The sequence below is a fragment of the Gammaproteobacteria bacterium genome (assembly GCA_029881255.1).
Taxonomy (GTDB): Bacteria; Pseudomonadota; Gammaproteobacteria; order S012-40; family S012-40; genus JAOUMY01.
In genome coordinates, this window is sequence record JAOUMY010000008.1 from 68,141 (window position 1) to 92,143 (window position 24,003).

A 24,003-nucleotide genomic window follows, 5' to 3' on the forward strand; every position below is an offset into this window, starting at 1 on the left:
TATCTCTATTTTATTATTAGCGTCTCTTCCACGATTGAAAGTTGTGGTTTTTCCACACTCTTGTTCTTTTTCAGTGGTTTCCCAGCAATCACGACCGTGTCATCCAGTTGCGGTATCAACTCGTATTCTTTTTCCAAGCCGGGAATATTTTCCTTTTCTCTACCTGAGCTATCTTTAACCCCTATTGCCGATTCCAACCACTCACGATCCTCTACAAATTCTGACAACAAAGAAATGAGTTCCTGATTGGTCATACCCTTGCCTTTTATTAGTTCCATATTTTTATCCTTAGATTGGTGTATTCTTTCGGCTCGAATGTCGTCCTCTGGTTGCAAAGACAAATCTTTCAGCTCTCCCGCAAAAGTCCTCAGCGCGTCCGATATCCCTCGTTTTCCGTTGAAATATGACCAATCTTCCATCGTTATCGCCAGACGCATCACCAGGCACATTGCATATAGCTTTGAACTCGTTGGCTCAAACATTTGACTGCGCAGTGTCTCTTGATGAACGATATTTTTCAAACCTTCACCAGAGATGGCACTTAAATCGTACTGAGTCGGAATCTGATGCAACATTGCTTTAAACTTTCGCGCGGTCTCTGACATATCACACTGACGAGTAAACAAACCCGTTGTCATCAAAACAGCAATATTATGGAATAGGTCAACGAGGTCCTTGTCGGTATACATATCCTGTCTGTTGACGAATGGCGTAATGCGAATATTATCGACAGTTTGTCTTTCCCCATTTCGCCGTGAAAAGTAATTTGATATTTCTATCCCTGAAGGTTCTATCTTGACATGGTCTAGCAATGTCGCAGTAAATACCGCCAGACGTTGGACAAGCGAAACTCTTTCAGAGAAAGTTAGATTAGGGAGTATTTGGGAAAACTCATCGAATCGATTGTTTGGGTTTTCGACGAATTGCAGCGTGGTAATTTCACTAGCGCTTTGTACCAGATGAAGGCTTGGGTATTTCTTTAGTTCTTTTGTGCTAACCGACGCATTTATTTGTCGCAGGAAAAGGTCTTGTCGATCAAACAAACCAATATATTGAGCTTCGTTTGAGGAAAGAATGCGCAACAAGGCTTTCTGCTCAAAAAATCCGTCCTGTGATCTGATCACGCCTGGATAACTTTCAGGCGAAAATGATTTGTCAGTAGATTGATTTGACGACGCCAGCTGACGATTGTCGTCAGAGAATTCGAACTCCAGCCCTGGTGTCGAGTTGATCCGCTCGACGACTAATATTTTATTGTCAACGTTATACATTCATTATTTTTCTTTATTTATAACGGGTTAAACGCTTATCCGTACCAACAAGCGCTTGCGAGAGCCCCGCCCTGGCCCCAGATAAACTGAGAAGCTCGCAAAAGATGTTTACTATCGGATAATTATGTCGCATACGTCAAGTAAAAACTAACAAGATTAAACTTGATCTACAGCAACCTGTGAAATGGACTTAGTCCTTGCGCAATTGTTTCAGATAGGTTCTCGCTGCTTGAATAACACTCGCGTCCAATCCTATGCGTTCGGCAATCGTTAAACCCATGGACTGCCCAGATTTACCCATGATGAGTTGAAAGGTCGGGGAAAGATGCTGCATATCGAAAGACATGCTGGCGTTGCTTATCGCCTGTTGTGTATTTGCGTAGGACTTCAAAGGCGTAAGATGTGTGTTGACAATGCCCTGTACTTTGCATCTAAGTAAATAGTCGAGTAATCCCATAGCGAGCGCTGCGCCCTCGTCGGGATCGGTTCCTGTACCTAGCTCATCAAGTAACAACAAACTGTTTTCATTAGCGTGTTTTAGTATATGAATCATGGCTTCAACATGACCGGCGAATGTTGACAATTCATGATAGAGGCTTTGCCTGTCTCCCATATCGACCATCACCGATTGATACCAGCCTATTGTGCACTGCCCTTCGGCGGGAATGTGCAATCCACTTAATGACATGGTTGTCAACAAGCCTGCAGTTTTTAACGCAACGGTTTTGCCGCCTGTATTCGGGCCGGTAACGAGCAATAAACGTTTTTCGTCTGTCAATTTCAGACTCAACGCAACTGGCTTGTCGACTTGTCCTTGCAGATAACGCGTCCACAGTAACGGATGATAGGCACTATCCAAAACCAAACCGGGCTTTTCACTCAGTTGCGGAGCAATTGCATTCCAGGCCAGACTTAATTTCCCTCCCGCAATGGCCAGGTCTGCCCAGGTAATGGCATCGATCAACTGATTTAGCACATTGATTTGTTGGCGCACTTCGTTTGTCAGTTCACGCAATAGACGTTGGTGTTCGATTGCGATTTTTCCGGCGATTTTTTCTAACTGATTATTGAGTGCAATGGCTGCAACTGGCTCAACTAACTGCAAGGAAGCAAGACCCGACGAACCGCGTCTGACGCCTTTGATTTTATCAACGCAGGCTGGCTTCACGGCAAGGTTTGCGCGCTCACCTTGCCAGTGGATGACGTTACCAGAATCAAAACATGCTTTTCGATCCAGGGAGTTTATTTGCTGTTGCAACACCTCATCCACCGACTGTCGCATTTTCTGATATTCCATATCCAGTTCTCGCAATGTGGATGAGGCATCAATACGTATTCCGCGCGTTCCATCAAGGATGTCGTCAATTCGCTTGAGCAAGGATTCGGGAATCTTCTGAGAGTTGTAGGTTTCGGTGAGAATTGATGAATTTATGCGCGCGTATTCCAATAACTTTGTCGCGAAGACGATTGTGTCTCTGATATGAATAAATGCCGAAACCTTTAAGACGCTACCACTGGCGTCTGCCTGCCGCAGTGCAGGTCGAATATTGTGTAGCTCGGGAAAATCTACTTCTTTGTCTTGCTCGATGAGTCTACGCGCTACGCTAATGGCATTTTGCATGGCCTGTGCTACTGCAAGTGACGGGGCGGGTTCGAGTGCATGTGCAGCTTCTTTTCCGTAGACGCTGCAAGCATAGGTAGCGAGTAATTTTTGGACTTGAGGAAAATCGAGTAGTTTCAGTTCATATGTCATCTTTGGTTCACGCGTTAAGAGGGCTGACACCTTTTCCACTTCGCCAGAAACGCCAGCGACTGGATCGGTCTGCTGCTATCCGTATGCCATTGGGCAAGTCGCACACGACTTCCTTTATGCGACCCTGCATCAACAAATCATTTATCGGTGTGATCCATTCACTGTCGACAAAGCGCGCCATGACCGTTCCGATGTCTGGCCCAGGCACGCAGAGTATGCGTGTTTGTTTGTCTGCATAACTTTCTGGCGAGTCAAAAAATTCTTCGCCACTACACACTGGAACGTCCAACCATCGCGCAACGCCTCGGACAAACAAGTTATCGCTAACAATCAAGTCCCATGGCGAATCTGGAACGAAACTTGGCAACACGCCACTTCCCCACAGCCATAAACTATTATAGTCGGCGCTAGCGTTTTGGTGAGATTTCGCTACGCTACTATGCAACCACATTTGCATTTCGTTATTCCAGTTTATCCATAGTCTGGCGTCATCACCCTCGAATAGTGAAACGACAATTTTTTTCGTTATGGCCTCAATAAACGGAGAGGTCCGTAGGCAATAGTGTGTATTGCTGCGTATATGCCAGTTGGATCTGGCGATATGAATAAACTGTAGGCCATTATCTTTGAAAAATTCATTCAACCCGCTAATCAATATTTTCTCCTGATCGCCAGCAATCGAGTTATCGCTGCCGTCATTTATCACCAGATGGGCACGATCTGGAACGAGATTGATGGGGCGCGCCTTTATAAACCACGCCCCATCACTGCGCTCGGTCAAGGCAAGATTCTCGAACGCCGCAACCGGTACATCTTGCGTCTCAATATCTATACCTAGCAGTTGAAACAGCAATTTCCCTAATTCTAATGGCGGAACCTGTAGACTATCGCCGCGCTTATACCAGTTGTCCAGAACCGGCGTATCGCGGGAATCGTCGGTGGTAATATAGAGTCCGTGCGGCAACAATAAATGCAATGTGCTGTTTTTCATCCGCGCATTCTACTCAATACCCAAACCAGTTTCCTCCTTATCGTGTTGATTACTGGATATGTCGTGCAGGTTGACCGCCCAGGAGTGCTGGGTTAACGTACGCGTTTTTTCCGGGCCGGGGATATGGCAAAAAAGACCAAACCGATTAATTTTGAGCAGGCGCTTTCCGAACTGGAAAGCATCGTCAAGCAGATGGAAAAAGGCGATATGCCGCTCGAAGACTCTCTGGCGGCCTTCGAGAAAGGCGTGGAACTAACACGCATTTGCCAGTCTGCTCTGAAAGAGGCTGAACAGCGCATCAACATACTCACTCAACAGCCGGAAGGCGAAACCCTTACCCCGTTTGATGCCGGGAAAGACGCTTGAATACCACTATGAATAGCACAGATTTATCTAAGAAATTCAATCTCCTGGCCGATCGAACAGAGAGTGCTTTGGAGCGCTGGTTGCCATCGACTGATACCGCCCCTCAGCGTCTGCATGAGGCCATGCGCTATGCCAGTCTCGGCGGCGGTAAACGCGTTCGCCCCTTTCTGGTTTATGCCACCGGTGAGGCACTCGGCACATCGCTGGATCAACTCGATGGTGCAGCAGTGGCAATCGAATGTATACATGCCTACTCCCTGGTTCACGACGACCTTCCAGCTATGGACGACGATGATTTACGCCGCGGACGACCCACTTGCCATATCGCCTACGATGAAGCAACCGCCATTCTTGTGGGCGATGCTCTACAAACACTGGCATTCCAGGTCCTGGCAGAAGACCCTAAACTTATCGCCGATCACGCCTTTCGCATGCGGATGATAAAGGCGTTAGCGCAGGCCAGTGGTTCACACGGCATGGTTGGTGGTCAGGCGATCGACCTGCAGTCCGTGGGTAAAACGCTGCAATTACATGAACTGGAAGACATGCATAGTCGCAAGACTGGTGCGCTCATACGTTGCGCAGTGGAACTGGGTTGCCTTGGTTCGGGTGTCGACAGGGAGGATCTCACCCAGGCTCTGGGAACCTATGCCCGGGCAATTGGACTCGCCTTCCAGGTCAGAGACGATATCCTGGACGTAGAGGGAGACACTGCCGTCATTGGCAAAACCCAGGGTTCTGATATCGACAGAAACAAACCAACTTATCCCGCGTTGCTCGGCATGGATCGCGCAAAGCAAATTGCATTGGAATTACACCAGCAGGCCATCGATAGTCTTGTTCTTTTTGACAGCCGCGCCGATACCCTGAGAGAGTTGTCCGCATTTATTGTGGAACGTCATAAATAATCGCTTTAGAACCTGTTTTATAAAGAGTTTTAATTAATTGATATGTGGATGGATTCACTTAATAAATACTTGCATATGCTTAGCAATGGCCTCATCATTAGCGCAACTTCCAGTCGACTTTCGGAACCACGTAACTAATGTTTGATAAGAATCGTTTTCCATTACTTGGCGCGGTCGATACGCCAGAACAACTTCGCCATTTGAAAGTCGAGGAACTGAGTACACTTGCCAGTGAATTGCGTGAATTCCTGATCGAATCTGTTGGACGCACCGGTGGCCATCTTTCTGCAGGTTTGGGCACGATTGAGCTCACTATTGCACTACATTACATCTATGACACGCCAAACGATCGCCTCGTATGGGATGTCGGTCACCAGAGCTACCCACATAAAATCCTCACTGGTCGCCGCGATCAAATGGACTCCTTGCGACAAAAAGATGGCCTTGCCGGATTTCCCAAGCGCGGTGAAAGCGAATACGACACCTTTGGTGTAGGACACTCCAGTACTTCCATTAGTGCGGCACTCGGAATGGCACTCGCCTCACGTCAGACCAATAGTGAGCGACGCGTGGTTGCCGTTATAGGTGATGGCGCGATGACTGCTGGTATGGCGTTTGAAGCCCTTAATCATGCTGGCGACCTGGATGCCAATCTGTTGGTAATTCTGAATGATAATGATATGTCCATCTCACCTAATGTCGGTGGACTTTCTAATTATCTGGCCAAGATACTCTCAGGCAAACTCTACTCACAGGTTCGTGAGGGCAGTAAAAAAGTCCTGAAGAGTATGCCGACGGTGTCAGAACTGGCGCGCCGTGCCGAAGAACATGTAAAAGGTATGGTGGTACCGGGAACGCTATTTGAGGAGCTGGGATTTAATTATGTCGGCCCGATTGATGGCCACGACATCGAAACCCTGACCACGACCTTGCGCAATATGCGTGGTCTGGAAGGCCCGCAGTTCCTTCACGTTATCACCACTAAAGGCAAGGGCTACGCACCTGCAGAAGACAATCCATGTAAATACCATGGTGTCACCGCCTTTGACCCAAACACGGGAAAATCCGAAAAAACCGCATCAAAGCCATCGACGCCCACATACACAGAAGTGTTTGGCCAATGGCTATGCGACATGGCCAGCGCCGACGAGCGTCTGGTTGGTATCACACCGGCCATGCGTGAAGGCTCAGGCATGGTGGAGTTTTCAGAACGTTTCAAAGACCGTTATTTCGACGTTGGTATCGCTGAGCAACACGCGGTAACACTTGCCGCAGGTCTCGCCTGTGAAAAGCTCAAGCCGGTTGTTGCGATCTACTCGACTTTCTTGCAGCGCGCCTATGACCAGTTGGTACACGATGTGGCACTACAAGATCTGCCCGTACTATTTGCCATAGATCGCGCCGGTCTCGTTGGACCTGATGGCCCTACACATGCGGGCTCATTCGATATCAGTTTCATGCGTTGCATACCGAATATGTTGATTATGGCGCCGTCGGATGAGAACGAATGCCGTCAGATGTTGTATACGGGTTTTCAGCATAACGGTCCCGCTGCCGTCAGATACCCTCGCGGAAAAGGTCCATGCGTTGAAGTTCAGTCGCGTATGGAAGTCATTCCCCATGGCGTAGCGGAAACCCGACGTCAGGGCAAAGGTGTCGCTATTCTCGCGTTTGGTAGTGTATTGACCGCATGCCTGGAAGCCGCGGAGCAATTGGATGCGACTGTCCTAAATATGCGATTTATCAAACCGCTGGATGAAAAAGCTATCATCGACTTGCTCGATACACACGAATTATTGGTAACTGTGGAAGAAAACGCTGTCATGGGTGGTGCGGGAAGCGCGGTTAACGAATTATTGGTTTCCTTACCTAAACACCCTCGCATATTAAATATCGGCATCCCAGATTACTTTATCGATCACGGGACGCGCGAGGAACTACTGGAAACTGCCGGATTGACCGCTGCGACCATAGTTTCGCGCATCCATGATGAAATTGATGTGCATCTGCCACAAATACTACCCGCCAAGGCAATTTCCAAGTAAAATACTCGACAAATGCCAGCACGTTATACCCTTAGAATATTTACCGACTTTTCCGCTGCCCATTTTCTTCGGAATTACGAAGGCAAATGTGCACGGCTGCATGGTCATAACTGGAAGATCGAAGTCGAAGTCATTACTACTAAACTCGATGAGGTAGGTATGGGACTGGATTTTCAGATCATGAAGGGTGAAACGAAAACTTTGCTGGAAGAACTCGACCATTACAATCTGAATGACATGCCCCCGTTTGACAAAATAAATCCGACGGCTGAAAACCTGGCCGCTTATATTTATCAGCGTCTGTCTGAGCGGATCAATGATGGCCGAGTCACACTATCTGCCATTACCGTTTGGGAAACCGACCGGGCCTGTGTCCGTTATACAGAGGAATAAACATGAATGACTCCAGCACCATCGCCGATGTGCAAAACAGTTCGGATACGCGTCGCATTCCTATCGACAAGGTCGGCATCAAAGACATCCGTCATCCGGTTCGAGTCAAAGACCGCTCTGGCGGCGAGCAGCACACCATTGCGTTATTCAATATGTATGTGAATTTGCCTCATAACTTTAAAGGCACTCACATGTCACGCTTCGTGGAGATACTCAATCAGCATGAACGGGAAATTTCCGTCGACTCTTTTGGAGACATGCTTGCGGAAATGACCGAAAAACTGGAAGCGGAATCTGGGCACATCGAAATGAGTTTTCCTTATTTCGTCAATAAAGAGGCCCCAATCTCCAAGGTTTCTGCATTAATGGATTATGAGGTGACCTTTATCGGAGAAATCACCGGTGACAAGTCAGATCTGATCATTAAAGTAATCGTACCGGTCACCAGCTTGTGTCCATGCTCGAAGAAAATTTCTGATTACGGTGCACACAACCAGCGCTCCCATGTCACTATCACCGTGCGCACTGAAGGGTTCGTATGGATAGAAGAATTAATCGATCTGGTGGAAAAAGAAGCTTCTTGTGAACTCTATGGATTGCTCAAGCGTCCCGACGAAAAATATGTCACCGAACGCGCCTATGATAATCCTAAGTTTGTTGAAGATATGGTCAGAGACATTGCCTCACGCCTGAACGCTGACAAACGGATAGTGGCATACACGGTGGAAAGCGAAAATTTTGAGTCTATCCACAATCATTCCGCCTACGCACTTATTGAAAAAGTAAAACAGCCGAATTGATCTTAAGGGCGCACTATCGTCCCTGATCGACGAATTGAGCCACTCTTCACGGCATCTTTAAATTCGCTAGGTGTGATAACCGCACCGGGTTGGTTTAACGCGCGCTGTCCCGATTCGTCATGATAAATCTGTTGTTCCGCCTTGCGGTTCAATATCACGATACTGATACGCCGATTAATCGGATCCAGTGGATTTTCCTTATTGAATAAAACCTTGTTGGCCAAACCCACTACTCTACTAATCCGCTCAGCCGGATATCCGCCATTGAGTAATTCCCGTCTTGCTGCGTTCGCCCGGTCCGCCGACAATTCCCAGTTGCTATAGCCGTCCTCGCGAAAATATTTTCGCCCATCGGTATGGCCAGACATGCTTATTTTATTGGGAACCTGCACCAGAACCTTGGCAAACTCCCGCAAAATTGTCTTTGCATACGACTTGAGTTGCGCGCTAGCCAGATCGAACATGGGACGGTTATCCTTATCTACAATTTGTATACGCAGACCGTCTTCCGTCACATCTAACAACAACTGATCTTTAAATGGAATCAAAGCATCGGTGGTATCGATCACATACTCGATATCTTCCTTGAGTGACTTTAATTGACGCATTTCCATTGCTTCGTATTCTTCACTGTAGAGATCCGACTCTATGCTCTCTCGCGCCATGTCTCCCTCACCTTTGGACACGTCAACATTAGAGCCTAGTTCAATAACACTGGTACTGTGGCCACCGCTGGCGGTCACCATGCTCGGGTTTTGAAAATAGCGTGCAATCCCTTCTAATAAAGCCTTATTGGAAGCGTTAAGAAGCCACAGCAGAAGGAAGAACGCCATCATGGCAGTTACGAAGTCGGCATAGGCCACTTTCCACGAACCGCCATGGTGTCCTCCATGACCCACCTTTTTGACCTTTTTGACGATTATCGGTTGGCCGTTTTCTGCCATAGCTAGCGCACCTAAGACTTACGCTTGACGTAGTCTTCAAGTTCAAGAAAACCGGGACGTTCGGCGTTGAAGATAACTTTGCGCCCGAATTCGATCGCTATCTGTGGACTGTATCCATTGAGCGAAGCAAGTAACGCAACCTTTATTACCTCGATGCACTTACTCTGTTCCGCTGAACGAAAGCCCAACGCTGCGGCCAAAGGACCGGCGAAACCATAGGCCAACAATATCCCTACGAATGTACCAACCAGGGCCGCGCCAACCTTTGCACCGATTACCTCAGGGCCTTCCGTGATCGATGCCATGGTGATAACAACACCCATTACCGCAGCAACGATACCAAACCCCGGCAAACCGTCAGCAAGCGTCTGTACAGACGCTGACGGTTGATGTCCTTCCGCGTGATGGGTCTCCAATTCCATGTCCATCAGGTTTTCCATCTCGAAAGCATTGGCCGCACCAGTGACCATCAATCGCAGGTAATCGGTGATAAATTCAATTACGTGGTGGTCCTTCAGGATAGCTGGATACTTGGTAAAAATCGGGCTCTTATCAGGTTCTTCGATATGCGCTTCCAAAGACATCAAGCCCTCTTTCCGCGCCTTGTTAAACAGCTCAAACAGCAGCGAAAGAAGATTGAGATAGAATTGCTTGTTATATGCCGAAGGTGAGAACAGGGTAGGAATGCCAGAGGTCACCGCTTTAATCACTGAAGGTGGATTAGCGATAATAAAACCGCCTGTTGCACCACCTGCGATAATCAGCAGCTCAGGCGGGTGAAAAAGCGCAAGCAGGTTTCCACCCGACCACATAAAGCCGCCGAACACACAAATCAATACGGTAAGGACACCAATGATGATTTTCATGAGTCTATTCCGTTATTCCCTAATTCCCTGCATAAATAATTATCTGAATACCTGTACTATCGACAGCTCAGCTAAGAGTCTTGACTCAGTTTATGTCGACAGCTCGTTACAAATAGTTAATTGAAAAGCCAAAATTTTGTATGATTCACGCTTCGTGTTTGCTGGAGTACCGGGATGTCTGCAATAATTACCCTTTTCTATCGTATGGATTTGGCGTTTTTCGTCATACTGACCTTGCTATCTGGCGGGGTACAGGCCTACGACTATCTCCAGCCTCTACCCTCTCAGCCACAAATTCCGGCTGATAATCCGCAGTCCAAGGCGAAAATCGCATTGGGGAAGCAGCTGTTTTTTGATACCCGTCTTTCAAAAGATGGCACCCTGTCCTGCAACAGCTGCCACAATCTTGCGGCGGGCGGAGATGATGATGGGAGTGTAGGCAAAATCAGCCAGGGCAAGTTGAAGCGTTCCGCGCCTGGTTTATGGAATGTAGGCCATATGTCCGTGTATTACTGGGATTCCAGAGCGACGTCGCTAGAGACTCAAGCAGCGGACCACATCCTGGACCCTGCAGTAATGGGGATGAGTTCAGAAGAGGCGTTAATCGCCCGGTTCAGTGCCATCCCGGGTTATGCAAAGGAATTTTCAAATGCCTTTAGTGGCAGCAAAGCGCTCAACCTAAAGAATATCGCCCGTGCGATTGCCAGCTTTGAGCGTACTTTGAATACCCCGGACAGTCGCTTCGATCAATACATTCAGGGTAAAGAGTCCATACTCACAAAACAGGAAAAACGAGGCATACAGCTATTCAATGATGTCGGGTGTCTTGCCTGCCATTTTGGAGGAAACTTTGCCGGACCCGCACCTGGGCCGGCACTGAAAATGGGAGATGGTTTTTACGAGCTATTCCCAAATCACATGGGAAGCCATTATGACAAGAAATATGATCTTGTAGCCGATCTGGGACTGTATCACATTACCTTGAATCCAGCGGATAAGCGTCTGTGGCGAGTTCCGTCTATGCGCAACATCGTGCTCACCGCACCTTACTTTCATAACGGTTCGGTTGCCAGTCTGGAGGAAGCGGTTCGGGTGATGGCTAAGACACAATTGCAAAAAGAATTGGATGAAAAGGAAGTTATGGACATTGTCGCCTTCCTCAAAACCTTGACTGGTGAGATACCTGAAATCACCCTGCCCCAGCTACCGGATACAGAGGGTTTGAGTTTACTCACAAAAAACTAAAAACAGTGGTGTTGAAATCCAATAGATAAAGTTCGTAATAAATCAGCAAAGCGTACAACATAAACACCGCATACAGAATGTGATAGCCGCTAATCATAGACAAGATACGAAAATGTTTATGTACGATGGTAAACAATAAACAAATCGACGTGATAGAAAACTTGACCGAAAAAAATAACACGACGTCTTTTTCCAACAGCATGCGCATAAAAGGGTTAACCTCTTCGCCGCCCCGGTCAATGATGTTCAATGTGAAGAAAGCGTCTGCGACGCAAAGAAGGGTTATAGCAATTGTCAGGATAATAACGACGGGCTCGTGAAAATCAACATATTGCCCTAACCCGTTATCAAGCTCCCGGCGTGGCCCACGACGACGTTTTTTGAACAGCGAATAAATCATCGCCCGCGAATGATCTCGCCGCCTGTCTTCACCGGCGCGGCGACACGCTTCCAGATTTATCCCGTCACTTTCTTCTACAGATGCTCTTTTGAAAATTCCCATACAAGCGACTAGCCCACCTTGCCCTGAAAAACCCTCTACAATACATCCGCCACACCGGGAAATTCTTTAGTAAAAAGAAGTAACTTATTGATTTCTTAGAGACGGTATTTGGCCGCATGACCGATATGAAAGATAGTCATTGAGAATGGCTTTATGATCAAAAGCCAGCTGTTCGGGCAAATTCTCAATGGAGAAAACCTGAACATTTCTGGCGTCGTCAGCAGCGACTGGTTTTCCACTTGCCTCAGCCACATAGACCAGGCTTACCGTGTGCCCTCGTGGATCTCGGGATGGTTGTGAGTAACAGCCCAGCAAGGCCTTTAGTGAAATTTGTAACGTCACTTCTTCCATTGCTTCCCTTACGGTAGCGTCCTCGACAGTTTCACCAATGTCGACGAAGCCACCTGGTATTGCCCAACCCAATGGAGGATATTTACGCTCAATCAGCACAATCGGGCGACCTGGTAACTCACTTAGCTCAATTATGGCATCCACAGTTAATGATGGCGTTTGCGGACGAGGCATCGACTTCCTTTCAGCGGATTTAGATAAATCCCTTTTCGCGGAGATAGGCGCGTATGGTCTCAAGAACGGAGTCCAGCTTCAACATCACTGACATTGAACCAGGGTCCACTATCGTGTGGTCAAGGTCCTGGTCGTCACTAACACCACCACTGGTCAACAGGCCCATTAGTTTAATCTTCTTACCTTCACGTACTAATACGGGGGCACCGAGCCAACCACTTTGCATCGGCATGTCCAGTAATAGCTGGTGCCGCTCGTTGTAATCCAGGGTTGGTATGGATGCTATTCCTGCTTCTTTTGATACTGCCAACAGTTGTTTTCTATCCCAGTACCCGCTTGGATAGCCGACGAGGCTGACTCGTTGACCTAAATCAGCATTATCGTAAAACGACGCCGCTATCCCGTCGTCGGCAGTAAATGCGTTAAAAAAGATACGCGTGCCGGTGTTTTCTACATGCCTGACGAATGGGACGAAGGGTGTAACAGCAACGGCTTGCTGCGGATCAGGATGGGCATACCATAGCTTGGAGAATTGATCGATATCCAGGGTATAGCCTTTACCCAGCAGAGGTTCTTTACCTTTCGCCTGCATAAGCGCAATCCGGCCTTCCGCAGAATCCTCCACCAGAGAACGTGCTGTCACCAGAAAGGGGAACGCGTTATCGTCGGTAACATATTCATAGACGAAAGCGGTCCCGTTGGTGGCGGAACCTGCCTCCGTTATCGTACGAATCCGTACCAGCGACAACAGCGCTTTATCGTATATTGACTTCAGACTCATTCAAATGCGTTTCTTGTTGTCAAAACTCTTTCGATTGTCGCATTCTAGAGATCTAATCTTTCGTAAAGATTATGAGCTACTATCTTGATCTTCAATCTCTTTTCTCACCTCTTGCATGTCCAGTTCAATGACCTTGCCCACAATTTCATTGAGTGCACTCGCCGGCAAAGCGCCTGGCTGAGAAAAGACGATCACCTGCTCCTTAATCGCCATAAGGGTAGGAATGGAGCGAATCTGAAACTGCGCAGCCAGCTCTTGCTGGGCCTCGGTATCCACCTTGGCAAACACTACATTCTCATGTGCGTTTGAGGCTTCCTCAAATATGGGCCCGAACATTTTGCAGGGACCGCACCAGGTCGCCCAAAAATCGATGAGCACTATATCATTATTTTTGATAGTTTCTTCAAAATTATCATTAGTCAGTTCGATAGTCGCCATTGCTTGCTCCTTATGGAAAAGTGCCTAAATACGTCAATAAACCTTTCCCAAATGGAGTTTGGCGCATTCAAACAGTTACAGTATATTAGTAGTCGCTAATCTTACCCTAAACCCTTGATGGGGTCGAATTAGCTAACATCAAGCCAGAGCAGATAAACAGTCGGTTGCAAGCTGATGAGAAATGTCCAGAAGTAGATGCTGAAACTGTGCATACGTTTGGTAAGAGAATATGTACCCAATACGGCGACCAGTATGCCAATGGCTAGTGAGGCATACAGTGAGATAGCAAATACCACCGCTGAAATTAACGTAATATCCAGGCCCGAACTAACCAGAGACCTGGCATTTATCGCCCAATGGCTAAAAAAGAAGACTCCGGCTACCGCACAGGAAGCAGCTAGAAAATACCAACTGGTAAAATCCGTCAGATGTGTGACGCTTTGTGCTTTCTGGGAATCTATATAGGCCTTTAACTCGGTCAACACTTCCTTGTTCTGCTTAATTGCCTCCTTAAAGGCATTATAAATATTGTCAGTCAATGTCTTAACCGCGCTTTCCAAGGTGGCACCGCGTCTACGTCCTGTTGAGCTGCTGGCGTCCAGGGTTTCTATTGAAGTCATACGAGTGGCGCGCATCTTCAGCATTTTGACAATTTCGACGAAGTTCTGCTCTGCAACTGAAGTCTTATTCATGAGCGTAAAATCTTTATGCGCGAACGCCATCGGCAGCGCTTTCATATCGAGACAAGGAAATCCCTCGTGAATAATAACGGGTTCCACCGTAAAGGCCCTTCGTGAACTTTTCTCTTTTGGCCCGAAATGTTCGCGATACAAGGTTTGCATACGCTCCAACTGACTGGAAAGTACAAACGCGCTATGTTCAAGCGCCTGAAACCGTACGTCCTTCGACTTGCTAATCTCCTGATGATGGTGTTGTTTGAAAGCAATCCATACCCCTAGAAATGTTGCCAGTACCAGTGGCCACATATCGTTGAATGCGGTGACCAGAAATTCTAGCCCTGCGTTTACATGTCCCATAAATGTGCGGTGTACCTTGTCAGAGATTTATAATTCGCAGAGGTGGCAATTATCATACCGTGAGTGGTTTTCACTACCGGGCTGGATTCCAGGGCTAAAAGTGACTCAGTTTCGTCGTGTTACTGCAACAGAGTAAATCACAAACGATAGTAATATGAATAATCCCAACGCACTCAAGCTGCTCTTTTGTATGGATTCGATGATCGTAAATTCAACATCCACTGAGTTTGATTTCTTTTCTTTGCCGTCTACGGTACTTATCGTACCTACATCAGTATCAAAACTTAACGACATCACGCTTGCCGTGATAATCATTTCGCCCTCGCGCAAAACATTGAAACTTAGCTTTACCGTTTTTCTGAAGCTATGACCAGGTTCTATATCGCCTAATAAACAATACGTCGGACTTCCAAGTAGCACGCAGTTACTACTTGCAGAAACGGTTAGAGGTACATCGTCCGAGGTTTTGGAAATTCCCGAAGTGGGTAGATCGATGAAAAGGCGCGCTTCCTGTGCAGTTTCAGTCCCCTTGTTTTCCACGGTATATGTCAAACTTACGGAGTTTCCAGAAAAAATATTACCACTTACACTCTTACTGACTTCCAATGTCAAATTGCTATCTGTTGTGGTAGCCGGGTTAACCGTACCCACAAATAAATCTGTCGTTACCACCACCTTGTTCACGTCTTTATCAAGCAGCGGCGCTCGCTTCCTGATGACAACATCTCTTGTCTGTATTGCTGATCCCAGTTGGGGATTCATCAACGGCAGGTATTCGGATCGCGTTCCACCTACAAATAGAATTTTGCCGTTACTATCGACGTCAAGTGCATCGATAAAATCGAACGATTCACCACCATAAAGTGTTCCGAATCCTTGAACAGGGAGCCGGGTATCCGGATCTTCATCGATCCTAATGATAAAACCATCACCTGACATTGAGTGAGCCTGGAAAGCGGCCGACAAAACCAAGTCTTGAGAGTCCGTGTTGCCTGCCAGATAGACGCTGTTATCCCGCAATACCATGTTCCCCAGTCCATCATTACCACTTCCACCGACGAAGGTTGAATACAAAAGCGTATCCAGCGCTGCATTAAATTTAGCGACAAAAACACTTGTATCAACCGCGTCTTCTTTTGTGACGAATTCAACGGGGTTAACCAAAGGAAAACGTGCCAGGACAAATTCGCGCAGTTCATCTCCCTGAAGAACCGTCTCACCCTCTTTTAACAAATCCTGTCCGTCAGTGTTGGGATTTATCATCCCGTCACCTCTGACTCGCATACCCTGACTTTTACTAACGCCACCAATAAACACGTTGCCAAAATTATCTACATCGACGTCAACGGCCGATTCATCCCGGTCACCACCAATAAAGGTAGCTGCAATAACGGATTTCGCGTCTCTGGACAGAGAAATGACAAATACATCTTCGCAAGGATGCGCATCTACATCGAAAGGTGGTTCGGCTCGACTGCAAAGCTCACTACCGGCTCTATAATCTCGAAAAGTGGTACCACTTCCCATTGGAAAATCTGCCGAGCCCGTGTTCCCTACCAAAATTACGCTATTTGTACCTACGTCGTTCAAGGTAATGGCACTCGGCCAATCGTCCTGTCGTCCACCAAGATAGGTGACATAGCTGATTATGCCCGAGCCGGAAATGCGCGCTAGAAATGCGTCTGCCGCCGAGGTATTAAACCAGTCATCTGGGTCGCGCGGCTCTTGATCAAGTGAGTGCGTACACTGTAGTACGCTGTTTCCCTCTTCGCACGGACCTATATCCGACCATATCCGCGAATGAGTATAGCCTGCGACGTAAATAAAGCCATTTTGATCAACATCAATCGCTCGCCCACCTTCAATGCCTTCTCCACCAAGATATGTGGACAGCTTTACATCCACGGATTCATAGGTCTCCAAGGTATCTGGGTCAGTTTTTTGCAAAAACTGGAATTGTGCAACAAATGCATCCGCCGTATTCTTTTCCGGATGTCCCCCGGGACTAAGACGCTGTTGAGGTGCGTTTACTCTCGGAAAATCAGGAGATGTCGTCAACCCTGTTACGTACACGAATAAGTCAGCTGCATCCTGTCTCAACACCAGGTCTTTCACTGTATCGTTACCACAACCACCAAAATAGGTCGCCGCTACCAATTGGTGACTGGAATCAAAACGGGCAATAAAGGCGTCGTAGTCAGAAAAGCTTTCCTGTTGGGTTTGAGTAGTGTCCAGCTGTGCTGCGCATTTGTTTATCCCGTGCAAACTTACCGGTGATGCTAAAAACCCACTTTCAATCGGTGTAACTTCGCTTTGTTCCATATCGGCCAAATTTGCGAACGTTACCGTGTTGCCTGCAATATAGTAGTCACCACTGCCATCGGGCGCTAAGCGCAGAACTTTTGCCGCCTCATTGCCTGAGCCCCCCCAATAGGTCGCGTAGTCAATCACCGGATCAATGACTAACTCTCTACTCTGATCAAAACCGCCCAAAACAAAATTGACTCGGTCATGATCGATTGCATACGCAACTTCTACCGCCTGTCTCAAAGAATCATCACCTATTTGATAGGCCACTGGTGGCTTAATGGCTATCGTCTCTCCACCGATAGACAGAATCAGACTTCCATTATCGTTTATTGCCAATCGATCGACTCCCTCAACCTTGAAGCCTGCACTTTTTAGCTCAGCCCCTGGCTTGAGCCGAAAATCATATTCCACGGTGTCATTATTGAAATAAAAAACCACCTCAGTATCTCCGCTCGTGGAGCGATAGAAGACTTCTTTGTAGGCCGGGATATTGCGATACCATGTGTGACTATTGCTACCTTTTATGACATTAGTAGTAACCGCAGAGACGTTACGGCCCTCAGGCGCCATGAATGCCTTATCGAGTACGAGCGTGAAAGTCACCAAATTGGATTTAATAGCCTGATTTTTCCCCTCGACGCGTACGAGCACCTTGTCCTTGAGAAAGGACAAGCCATAACCCTCGCCGCGCATGCGATAAAATTCATTGTGGGCTAGCTGGCCAATATTTTTCTCATAATGTGTCGAACTGAGGTGCTGGAGTGACGCAAGTGCAGGGTGAGCCAAGGACAGAACGCAGAACATGACTACGACGAGCGCTTTCCAGGAAACATCAATCGTTCTCAAAGTACATAAAGCGCCGTTTGAGCACTCAGACGTTTTTTTTTGAGTGTATGGTTTCATATCTTCTAAAGAACCCGTATAACGGTAATATTCACCGATCGAGAAATTCTTGATTTTTTTCAAAGAAACACGCATATAGAGGGTCTGTATATTACTGATGTTTTCTATTTATGTTTGGCCAGAATATAACAATTTATCGGTTCAAGCCATCCCTTGGCCGCCTTGATTCAAAATGTGTATTTCTATGCAAACAGTACAGCAGTCCGAATTTTTAAGGAAAATCATCCTTCCCACATCTGGCATGCGCCATGGGGCTCGCCTCGTTTCCTTGTTATACGACCAAGCTCCGTCGGCCATCTTCGCTATGCCTATTTGTGCGATTTTGGTTGTACTGGGGGTTCACGACTCTATGTCATTCACCCCACCGTTGATCTGGCTTTCATTTATATTGCTTATTACTTTGGGCCGAGCGATCGCCGTATACCGTTATAACGCCAGTGACAATCAGGAAACCAAATATACAACTTGGTTGATTTACTATTTAATAATCGAGATCGCATCCGGTCTTGCCTGGGCGTCTTCTGCGATATTTCTCCCGTTTCTTAGTGAAGGACAACAGTTTTTCATCTATTTTGCGGCCGGTGGCATGTTAATGGGAGCGACGGTTATATTGGCTCCCGTCGTCAGCACATATATTGCTTTTGCCATACCCTTCACAGTCGTCTACGTCATCACAACGCTTCTGTTGGAAAGTCACAATAGTTACGCAATGGCATCAATGGCCATGGTCTATTGCATCGTCCTTATCTACATCACCCTGCTGATGAATCGTCGAATTATTGAAATCATGAATTTGTCTGAGAAAAATCATCAACTGCTGGATGACATCCAAAATACAAATTCTGAGCTTCAACTCCGCATCACCGAAAAGGAACAAATTGAAAAAAAGCTATTGCATTCGCGTAACGAGCTTTCGCGAATCATTGAGCATATGCAAGATACATATTTTCGACTAGATAGTAGAGGCAGAATTATCACCATTTCACCATCTGTCGAACCTTTGCTTAGTTACCGTCAGAAAGACTTATCCAATACGCAATTTGTTCACCTGTTCTCTGGACAAGCCAGTTTCGATGACTTCATGGAGCTCATTCGCGCAAATCGTGGGCAAGTAAGAAATTTTGAAACCCAATTAGTAACTCAGGAAGAGCACCCGATTTGGGTTTCCATCAATGCACAATACTTCTATGATAAACAAAACAACATTGGCGGCATTGAAGGCACTATGCGTGATGTTTCAGAGAACCGCATGGCAGCAGACGCATTATTCAAAGCGCGTAATCAGTACAAGAGTCTCTATGAATACAATCTAAAAATTCTTGAACACGCGCCGGTTGGCATCATCACTCTGGATGAAAATAATCGCGTTAGCTATCTCAACCCCGTATTACTGGAAATGACAGGAAATCCAAAAGATACTGCGTCGCCAGCTACCGGAAGAGAAATCGCCAGTCTGCCATCAATACAGCGCGCCAAATTAGGCAATGTGTTATCACGTCTGACACAAGGTTCTCAGGTTGAATTCGTTACTGAGTTCACCTCCATGTTTGACAAAACCATCGTTATGGAGGTGAAAGGCGTACCTATTATTGAGAAATCTCGCTATCAGGGAAGTCTGGTATTTATCACTGACGTTACGAAGCAAGCGCAGGAAAAGGAAGACCTCTCACAGGCGAAAACGCAAGCTGAACTAAATAACCAAAGCAAAAGCTTATTCATTGAAAAATTAAGCGCTGAATTGCGTTCACCGCTGGCTGATATCCTTGGAATTTCCGAAACCCTTATTCAGGATCAAAGACACTCGGAGCTTATCCACGAATTCGAACGAATCCATAGCGCCGGCCAAAGCATCCTCGATTATATAAATACTGTCAGCAGTGTGGCGACGCTTCAGGAAAGTATAAAACAGGAAGAAAGCAACGCGACAAATCTCGAAACTTTTATCAAAACAACGATTACACCGTTGCAAAGAAAAGCGACCGAAGTTGGCACCCAGTTGGAGATACATACTGGTGACAATACACCTCGCTACATCAATATCGACTATCGATGGTTTCACAATATCTTCACCCATATCCTGAATGATTTTATTGCTAATGGCGAATCCGGGGAGATAAAAGTCAATATCAATTTCGATGAAAAACATAATCTCTATATCCAGCTTTATCACAGCAAGTATAAAGTGTCTGCTTTCTATTTTAATGGCCCATCCAATGACCAAAATGAACCTCAAGGTAACTACAATATAAACCTGTCTATATGTCGCCAGTTAATCGAGTCTCTGGGCGGAAAAGCGTGGACAGAACAAATGGGGAAACAGGGCTCGATGATACACATCGTCATCCCATTACAAAGCACCGATGTGGAGACAGAATCGAACCCCGAATTTTCACATCTCAATATATTGCTCGTCGAAGATAACAAAGCCAGCCAAGCGGTGTTGAGCAGTATGCTTCAGAATCTAGGACACAACCCTATTCTGGCTGAAAGCGGTAAAATTGCCATCGAGCAAATTGGAAAACTGAATCTAGACCTCGTCTTAATGGATATCAACCTTCCTGATATCGATGGTATGGAAACCACCCGTGCCATTCGAGCAATGGATCATAAAAACGCCAAGCTACCTATTGTTGCTATAACAGGCAGCTCTATCTATAACCGAGAAAAGTGGCTGAATGCAGGAATTGACTCTTACCTGTTGAAACCCGTCTCCCTGAACGACCTCAGCACCGCTATTAACCGCATTTTCGCCTGATATTCCAAAATAAATAAGTCAGTTTTTCCGGGTCTAAAGCCGCGGACGATGTATGCCGACATAATCTGAGGAGGATTCTTTCGTGAATCCCGTAACATACGCGTATACATGAGTGATGAATAATATAACGTCTATCGCCATTCCACTGCCGCCTAGGTGTAAAAAACCGCCAATACAGGCACTCTCGCGGCCGGAACCGGTACTTATTAATCTTTTAGATGGTAAGTCGCTGACAGGCGAGCTGGTTTCCTACAATGACATGTCTGACTTTATTGAAGTCAAACCAGTTAACGATGGGCCATCCCATAAAATCCCTTTTAGCGCCATAAAAAATATGCAGTTACTCAACTCTCGATATTTTGAGAGTGAGGACGAAAACGAAAATGTTGGTAGCAATAGTCTTAAAACCGAATATGTGCTGGAATACATCGACGGTACCAGCGATATGGGTGAAACCTTAGGTTATATAAGTGATCACCAAGGAATACACCTGTTTGTTGCCCAGGCATTTAATAGTTACAAACATCTCTTTATTTCTTCAAATGCGCTAAGTCGCAAGAAGATACTTGGAGCGGTGGAAATTCCGCCGCCTTCTACCCGGGTTGTTTCCCCTGTAGCAAAAACACATCAAATTGACGAACTCCCCCCTGTGTCTCGTGAAACATCGATTCCTAGCGAATTGATTGATGAAGAAGCTGTAACAGAGATTCAGGCAATGTCTGATTTTGAAGCTATACTACCTTCGTCAACAGACAGCTCTGGAGAACCAGAACCGAGAGATTCCTTCGAACCGTTACCGACTTCGGCAGTGTCGGACTTCCAGTCTGTGCCACCACAGTTTGAAACAATTGACGAGTTCGACTCGCCAGACCTGCACGCCACTCCAGCACAACCGGAGCAAACACTATTCGATGAGAAACCTGGAGTCGATGTTCAGGCACCATCAAAACCTAGTACTCCAGCCCCTCCTGTACAAACGATAACGCCTGCTCCGTTGCTTAACGACGAGCAGAGAACTTTAGACAATGATATTGAACAGATTGCGATACCATACCAGGCAGCCGAGCATGAGCCAGTTGACCACACACCGGCGGTAGAAGAGTTTGCGCCAGATGCACAATCTATTGAAAATGCGATAACTGATCGAAATTCCGGGGAAATCAAAAAGCCAGTTGCACCAACCACTCGCAATCGCGCAGTTTTTATCCCGGCCGAAGATTCAGTTCCTTTTGAAGATGCTATACCAGGCAATCAAGCACGGCCGACAAAAAAACCGCAGCAACAAAAACAGGAAAAGAAGCTCAGCGAGATCCTACAAGATAGAGCGATAGAATCCGTTCGCAAACTCGAAGAAGTGCTAAACAATCAAGCTGAACGCCCAAGCATGCGTTTAGGCGAAGCGCTAATCCAGGACGGCATCATTACAGAACATCAATTGCTTGAAGCGTTGGAACTTCAGAAAGAAGACCGAAGCAAGCCCATTGGTGAAATTCTGAAAGAAATGGGCGCTGTTTCTGATATTGAAATCCGCAAAACACTGGCGAGTAAACTTGGGATACCGTTTATCAATCTACGCAAGTTTGATATCGATCCGAAAGCGGTGGAACTGGTACCGCTCAAAATGGCGCGCAAGCATAAAATCATGCCGACTTGCATGTTCGATAATAAACTCATCATTGCTATCGACAACCCCATGAATCGCGCACCGGTGGATGATATACGTTTTCATACCAAAATGTTCGTCGAACCCGTAATGGCAATGGAAGAGGACGTGGAATGGGCCTTAAATCACTACTACGGTTCCCACATCGAGTCACTCGCGGAAGAGTTGACTCTCGTCGACAATCACGCTCTCGAATCTGATGATTCACTTGAGTCCGAAGTAACCGAATCGGACAACACTCTGGTAAAACTGGTCAACAAAATGATTATGGATGCGTATGACATGAAGGCATCTGATATTCATGTGGAACCAGGAAGCGGACGCAAGAACACGCTGATTCGTTTCCGCAAGGACGGTACCTTACAGCCTTATGTCGAATTGCCAGCGACATATCGAAATGCACTGGTGTCACGTATAAAAATCATGTGTGATCTCGACATTTCCGAACGTCGTAAACCCCAAGACGGGAAGATCGAATTTCGTAAGTTCGGACCACTCAATATTGAACTACGCGTTGCCACACTGCCAACATCAGGCAATGTCGAGGACGTTGTCCTCCGTGTACTCGCACATGGTGAACCGCTGCCTTTGGAAAACATGCGCTTCAACCAACGCAACCTGGAATTAATACGCAAGTTAACTGACAAGCCATATGGACTGTTTCTGGTTTGCGGCCCAACCGGTTCAGGTAAAACCACTACCTTGCACTCGGTACTCAAGCGTATCAATACTGGTGACCGAAAAATTTGGACCGCTGAAGACCCTGTGGAAATCACACAATCAGGCTTGCGTCAGGTGCAAGTAAATACAAAAATCAATCTCACTTTTGCAACTGCAATGAGGGCTTTCCTGCGTGCCGACCCCGATGTAATCATGGTGGGTGAGATGCGTGACAAAGAAACAACCAGTATCGGTGTCGAGGCCTCCCTAACCGGTCACCTGGTATTCTCTACCTTGCATACTAACAGTGCGCCTGAAAGTATCGTGCGTTTGTTAGACATGGGCATGGATCCGTTCAATTTCGCTGACGCATTACTCGGCATACTTGCTCAGCGACTTGCCAAGACCTATTGTAGTGCCTGTAAAACCTCATATATCGCCGACGAACACGAGTTGCGCGAACTCATCAAGGAATACCTATCCGAATTCCCTGAACTTCTCGGCAGTTCAGTTAAAATGGATGAGCTTCTAGAGTCCTGGCGCAATGAATACGGCGACGTCAATGGCGACATCCATCTATATGAGGCACACGGCTGTGAAGAATGTGGCAATACCGGCCTAAGCGGACGTATTGCCTTACACGAATTACTCGTTGCCTCGGATAGAATAAAATTACTTATCCAGGACCGAGGCAAAGTTGCAGAGATTCTTGCCGTTGCCCTAAACGAAGGTATGCTCACCTTGAAACAGGACGGCATCCTTAAAGTGCTTCAGGGCTTTACAAACATCCATCAGGTACACGCGGTTTGTATTAAATAATCCTAAGCTTGCCTTTTTGCTTACATAA

Annotated in this window: 19 protein-coding genes; 8 read left to right on the top strand and 11 right to left on the bottom strand. The window is 46.7% G+C overall.

What is annotated here, in order from left to right:
• Positions 1-5: 5 nt before the first annotated feature.
• The 3 genes from OEZ43_14880 to OEZ43_14890 form a co-directional block, all read right to left on the bottom strand.
• Complete coding sequence (locus OEZ43_14880; GenBank protein MDH5546875.1) at positions 6-1,271, bottom strand: hypothetical protein; 1,266 nt, start codon at positions 1,269-1,271, stop codon at positions 6-8.
• Between the two features lie 190 nt (positions 1,272-1,461).
• Positions 1,462-3,024 (bottom strand): DNA mismatch repair protein MutS, encoded by a 1,563-nt coding sequence (locus OEZ43_14885; protein MDH5546876.1) that lies wholly within the window; start codon positions 3,022-3,024, stop codon positions 1,462-1,464.
• Positions 3,025-3,031: 7 nt separating this feature from the next.
• The gene (locus OEZ43_14890) at positions 3,032-4,015 is read right to left on the bottom strand and encodes a hypothetical protein (protein MDH5546877.1); all 984 of its coding nucleotides are present in this window, start codon (positions 4,013-4,015) and stop codon (positions 3,032-3,034) included.
• A 123-nt stretch (positions 4,016-4,138) separates the two neighbouring features.
• On the opposite strand from OEZ43_14890, the gene OEZ43_14895 reads away from it, so the two are divergent.
• The 5 genes from OEZ43_14895 (at position 4,139) to folE2 (ending at position 8,527) form a co-directional block, all read left to right on the top strand.
• A complete protein-coding gene (locus OEZ43_14895; protein ID MDH5546878.1) occupies positions 4,139-4,381 on the top strand; it encodes an exodeoxyribonuclease VII small subunit in 243 nt (80 codons plus the stop codon).
• Between the two features lie 8 nt (positions 4,382-4,389).
• A complete protein-coding gene (ispA, locus tag OEZ43_14900) occupies positions 4,390-5,289 on the top strand; it encodes a (2E,6E)-farnesyl diphosphate synthase (protein MDH5546879.1) in 900 nt (299 codons plus the stop codon).
• 137 nt (positions 5,290-5,426) lie between these two features.
• Positions 5,427-7,334, top strand: a complete 1,908-nt coding sequence (gene dxs, locus OEZ43_14905; GenBank protein MDH5546880.1) for a 1-deoxy-D-xylulose-5-phosphate synthase — start codon at positions 5,427-5,429, stop codon at positions 7,332-7,334.
• A 12-nt stretch (positions 7,335-7,346) separates the two neighbouring features.
• A complete protein-coding gene (gene queD, locus OEZ43_14910; GenBank protein ID MDH5546881.1) occupies positions 7,347-7,727 on the top strand; it encodes a 6-carboxytetrahydropterin synthase QueD in 381 nt (126 codons plus the stop codon).
• Between the two features lie 2 nt (positions 7,728-7,729).
• Positions 7,730-8,527 (top strand): GTP cyclohydrolase FolE2, encoded by a 798-nt coding sequence (folE2, locus tag OEZ43_14915; protein ID MDH5546882.1) that lies wholly within the window; start codon positions 7,730-7,732, stop codon positions 8,525-8,527.
• 2 nt (positions 8,528-8,529) lie between these two features.
• On the opposite strand, the gene motB is transcribed toward folE2, so the two are convergent.
• Together motB and motA are read right to left on the bottom strand one after the other, a co-directional pair.
• On the bottom strand, positions 8,530-9,471 hold the full coding sequence (gene motB, locus OEZ43_14920) for a flagellar motor protein MotB (protein MDH5546883.1): 942 nt from the start codon (positions 9,469-9,471) through the stop codon (positions 8,530-8,532).
• 11 nt (positions 9,472-9,482) lie between these two features.
• Positions 9,483-10,337 carry a flagellar motor stator protein MotA gene (gene motA / locus OEZ43_14925; GenBank protein MDH5546884.1) on the bottom strand — a complete coding sequence of 285 codons (855 nt, stop codon included), beginning with the start codon at positions 10,335-10,337 and terminating at the stop codon, positions 9,483-9,485.
• A 174-nt stretch (positions 10,338-10,511) separates the two neighbouring features.
• Here motA and OEZ43_14930 point away from each other — a divergent pair, with 174 nt between their 5' ends.
• Positions 10,512-11,582, top strand: coding sequence for a c-type cytochrome (locus tag OEZ43_14930; GenBank protein ID MDH5546885.1), 1,071 nt, complete (start codon positions 10,512-10,514; stop codon positions 11,580-11,582).
• Here the strand turns inward: OEZ43_14930 and OEZ43_14935 are convergent.
• The 6 genes from OEZ43_14935 to OEZ43_14960 form a co-directional block, all read right to left on the bottom strand.
• On the bottom strand, positions 11,569-12,084 hold the full coding sequence (locus OEZ43_14935) for a DUF5658 family protein (GenBank protein MDH5546886.1): 516 nt from the start codon (positions 12,082-12,084) through the stop codon (positions 11,569-11,571). The genes OEZ43_14930 and OEZ43_14935 overlap by 14 nt on opposite strands.
• An 84-nt stretch (positions 12,085-12,168) precedes the next feature.
• Positions 12,169-12,609: an NUDIX hydrolase gene (locus OEZ43_14940; protein ID MDH5546887.1), complete on the bottom strand. Its 441-nt coding sequence runs from the start codon at positions 12,607-12,609 to the stop codon at positions 12,169-12,171.
• 19 nt (positions 12,610-12,628) lie between these two features.
• Positions 12,629-13,390: a hypothetical protein gene (locus OEZ43_14945; protein MDH5546888.1), complete on the bottom strand. Its 762-nt coding sequence runs from the start codon at positions 13,388-13,390 to the stop codon at positions 12,629-12,631.
• Between the two features lie 69 nt (positions 13,391-13,459).
• On the bottom strand, positions 13,460-13,828 hold the full coding sequence (gene trxA / locus OEZ43_14950) for a thioredoxin (protein MDH5546889.1): 369 nt from the start codon (positions 13,826-13,828) through the stop codon (positions 13,460-13,462).
• A 128-nt stretch (positions 13,829-13,956) separates the two neighbouring features.
• The gene (locus OEZ43_14955) at positions 13,957-14,865 is read right to left on the bottom strand and encodes a hypothetical protein (GenBank protein ID MDH5546890.1); all 909 of its coding nucleotides are present in this window, start codon (positions 14,863-14,865) and stop codon (positions 13,957-13,959) included.
• A 105-nt stretch (positions 14,866-14,970) separates the two neighbouring features.
• On the bottom strand, positions 14,971-18,141 hold the full coding sequence (locus OEZ43_14960) for an SBBP repeat-containing protein (GenBank protein ID MDH5546891.1): 3,171 nt from the start codon (positions 18,139-18,141) through the stop codon (positions 14,971-14,973).
• A 286-nt stretch (positions 18,142-18,427) separates the two neighbouring features.
• Here OEZ43_14960 and OEZ43_14965 point away from each other — a divergent pair, with 286 nt between their 5' ends.
• Both OEZ43_14965 and OEZ43_14970 read left to right on the top strand, forming a co-directional pair.
• A complete protein-coding gene (locus OEZ43_14965) occupies positions 18,428-20,833 on the top strand; it encodes a response regulator (protein MDH5546892.1) in 2,406 nt (801 codons plus the stop codon).
• A gap of 115 nt (positions 20,834-20,948) precedes the next feature.
• On the top strand, positions 20,949-23,975 hold the full coding sequence (locus tag OEZ43_14970; GenBank protein MDH5546893.1) for an ATPase, T2SS/T4P/T4SS family: 3,027 nt from the start codon (positions 20,949-20,951) through the stop codon (positions 23,973-23,975).
• Positions 23,976-24,003: the final 28 nt, after the last annotated feature.

Bases quoted from the DNA above. Each gene is read 5' to 3' on its own strand.
- motB (MDH5546883.1), bottom strand. From the start codon at position 9,471: ATGGCAGAAAACGGCCAACCGATAATCGTCAAAAAGGTCAAAAAGGTG.
- OEZ43_14885 (MDH5546876.1), bottom strand. From the start codon at position 3,024: ATGACATATGAACTGAAACTACTCGATTTTCCTCAAGTCCAAAAATTA.
- trxA (MDH5546889.1), bottom strand. From the start codon at position 13,828: ATGGCGACTATCGAACTGACTAATGATAATTTTGAAGAAACTATCAAA.
- OEZ43_14945 (MDH5546888.1), bottom strand. From the start codon at position 13,390: ATGAGTCTGAAGTCAATATACGATAAAGCGCTGTTGTCGCTGGTACGG.
- ispA (MDH5546879.1), top strand. From the start codon at position 4,390: ATGAATAGCACAGATTTATCTAAGAAATTCAATCTCCTGGCCGATCGA.
- OEZ43_14940 (MDH5546887.1), bottom strand. From the start codon at position 12,609: ATGCCTCGTCCGCAAACGCCATCATTAACTGTGGATGCCATAATTGAG.
- folE2 (MDH5546882.1), top strand. From the start codon at position 7,730: ATGAATGACTCCAGCACCATCGCCGATGTGCAAAACAGTTCGGATACG.
- OEZ43_14955 (MDH5546890.1), bottom strand. From the start codon at position 14,865: ATGGGACATGTAAACGCAGGGCTAGAATTTCTGGTCACCGCATTCAAC.
- dxs (MDH5546880.1), top strand. From the start codon at position 5,427: ATGTTTGATAAGAATCGTTTTCCATTACTTGGCGCGGTCGATACGCCA.
- OEZ43_14880 (MDH5546875.1), bottom strand. From the start codon at position 1,271: ATGTATAACGTTGACAATAAAATATTAGTCGTCGAGCGGATCAACTCG.
- OEZ43_14965 (MDH5546892.1), top strand. From the start codon at position 18,428: ATGTCATTCACCCCACCGTTGATCTGGCTTTCATTTATATTGCTTATT.
- motA (MDH5546884.1), bottom strand. From the start codon at position 10,337: ATGAAAATCATCATTGGTGTCCTTACCGTATTGATTTGTGTGTTCGGC.
- queD (MDH5546881.1), top strand. From the start codon at position 7,347: ATGCCAGCACGTTATACCCTTAGAATATTTACCGACTTTTCCGCTGCC.
- OEZ43_14895 (MDH5546878.1), top strand. From the start codon at position 4,139: ATGGCAAAAAAGACCAAACCGATTAATTTTGAGCAGGCGCTTTCCGAA.
- OEZ43_14970 (MDH5546893.1), top strand. From the start codon at position 20,949: ATGAATAATATAACGTCTATCGCCATTCCACTGCCGCCTAGGTGTAAA.
- OEZ43_14930 (MDH5546885.1), top strand. From the start codon at position 10,512: ATGTCTGCAATAATTACCCTTTTCTATCGTATGGATTTGGCGTTTTTC.
- OEZ43_14935 (MDH5546886.1), bottom strand. From the start codon at position 12,084: ATGGGAATTTTCAAAAGAGCATCTGTAGAAGAAAGTGACGGGATAAAT.
- OEZ43_14890 (MDH5546877.1), bottom strand. From the start codon at position 4,015: ATGAAAAACAGCACATTGCATTTATTGTTGCCGCACGGACTCTATATT.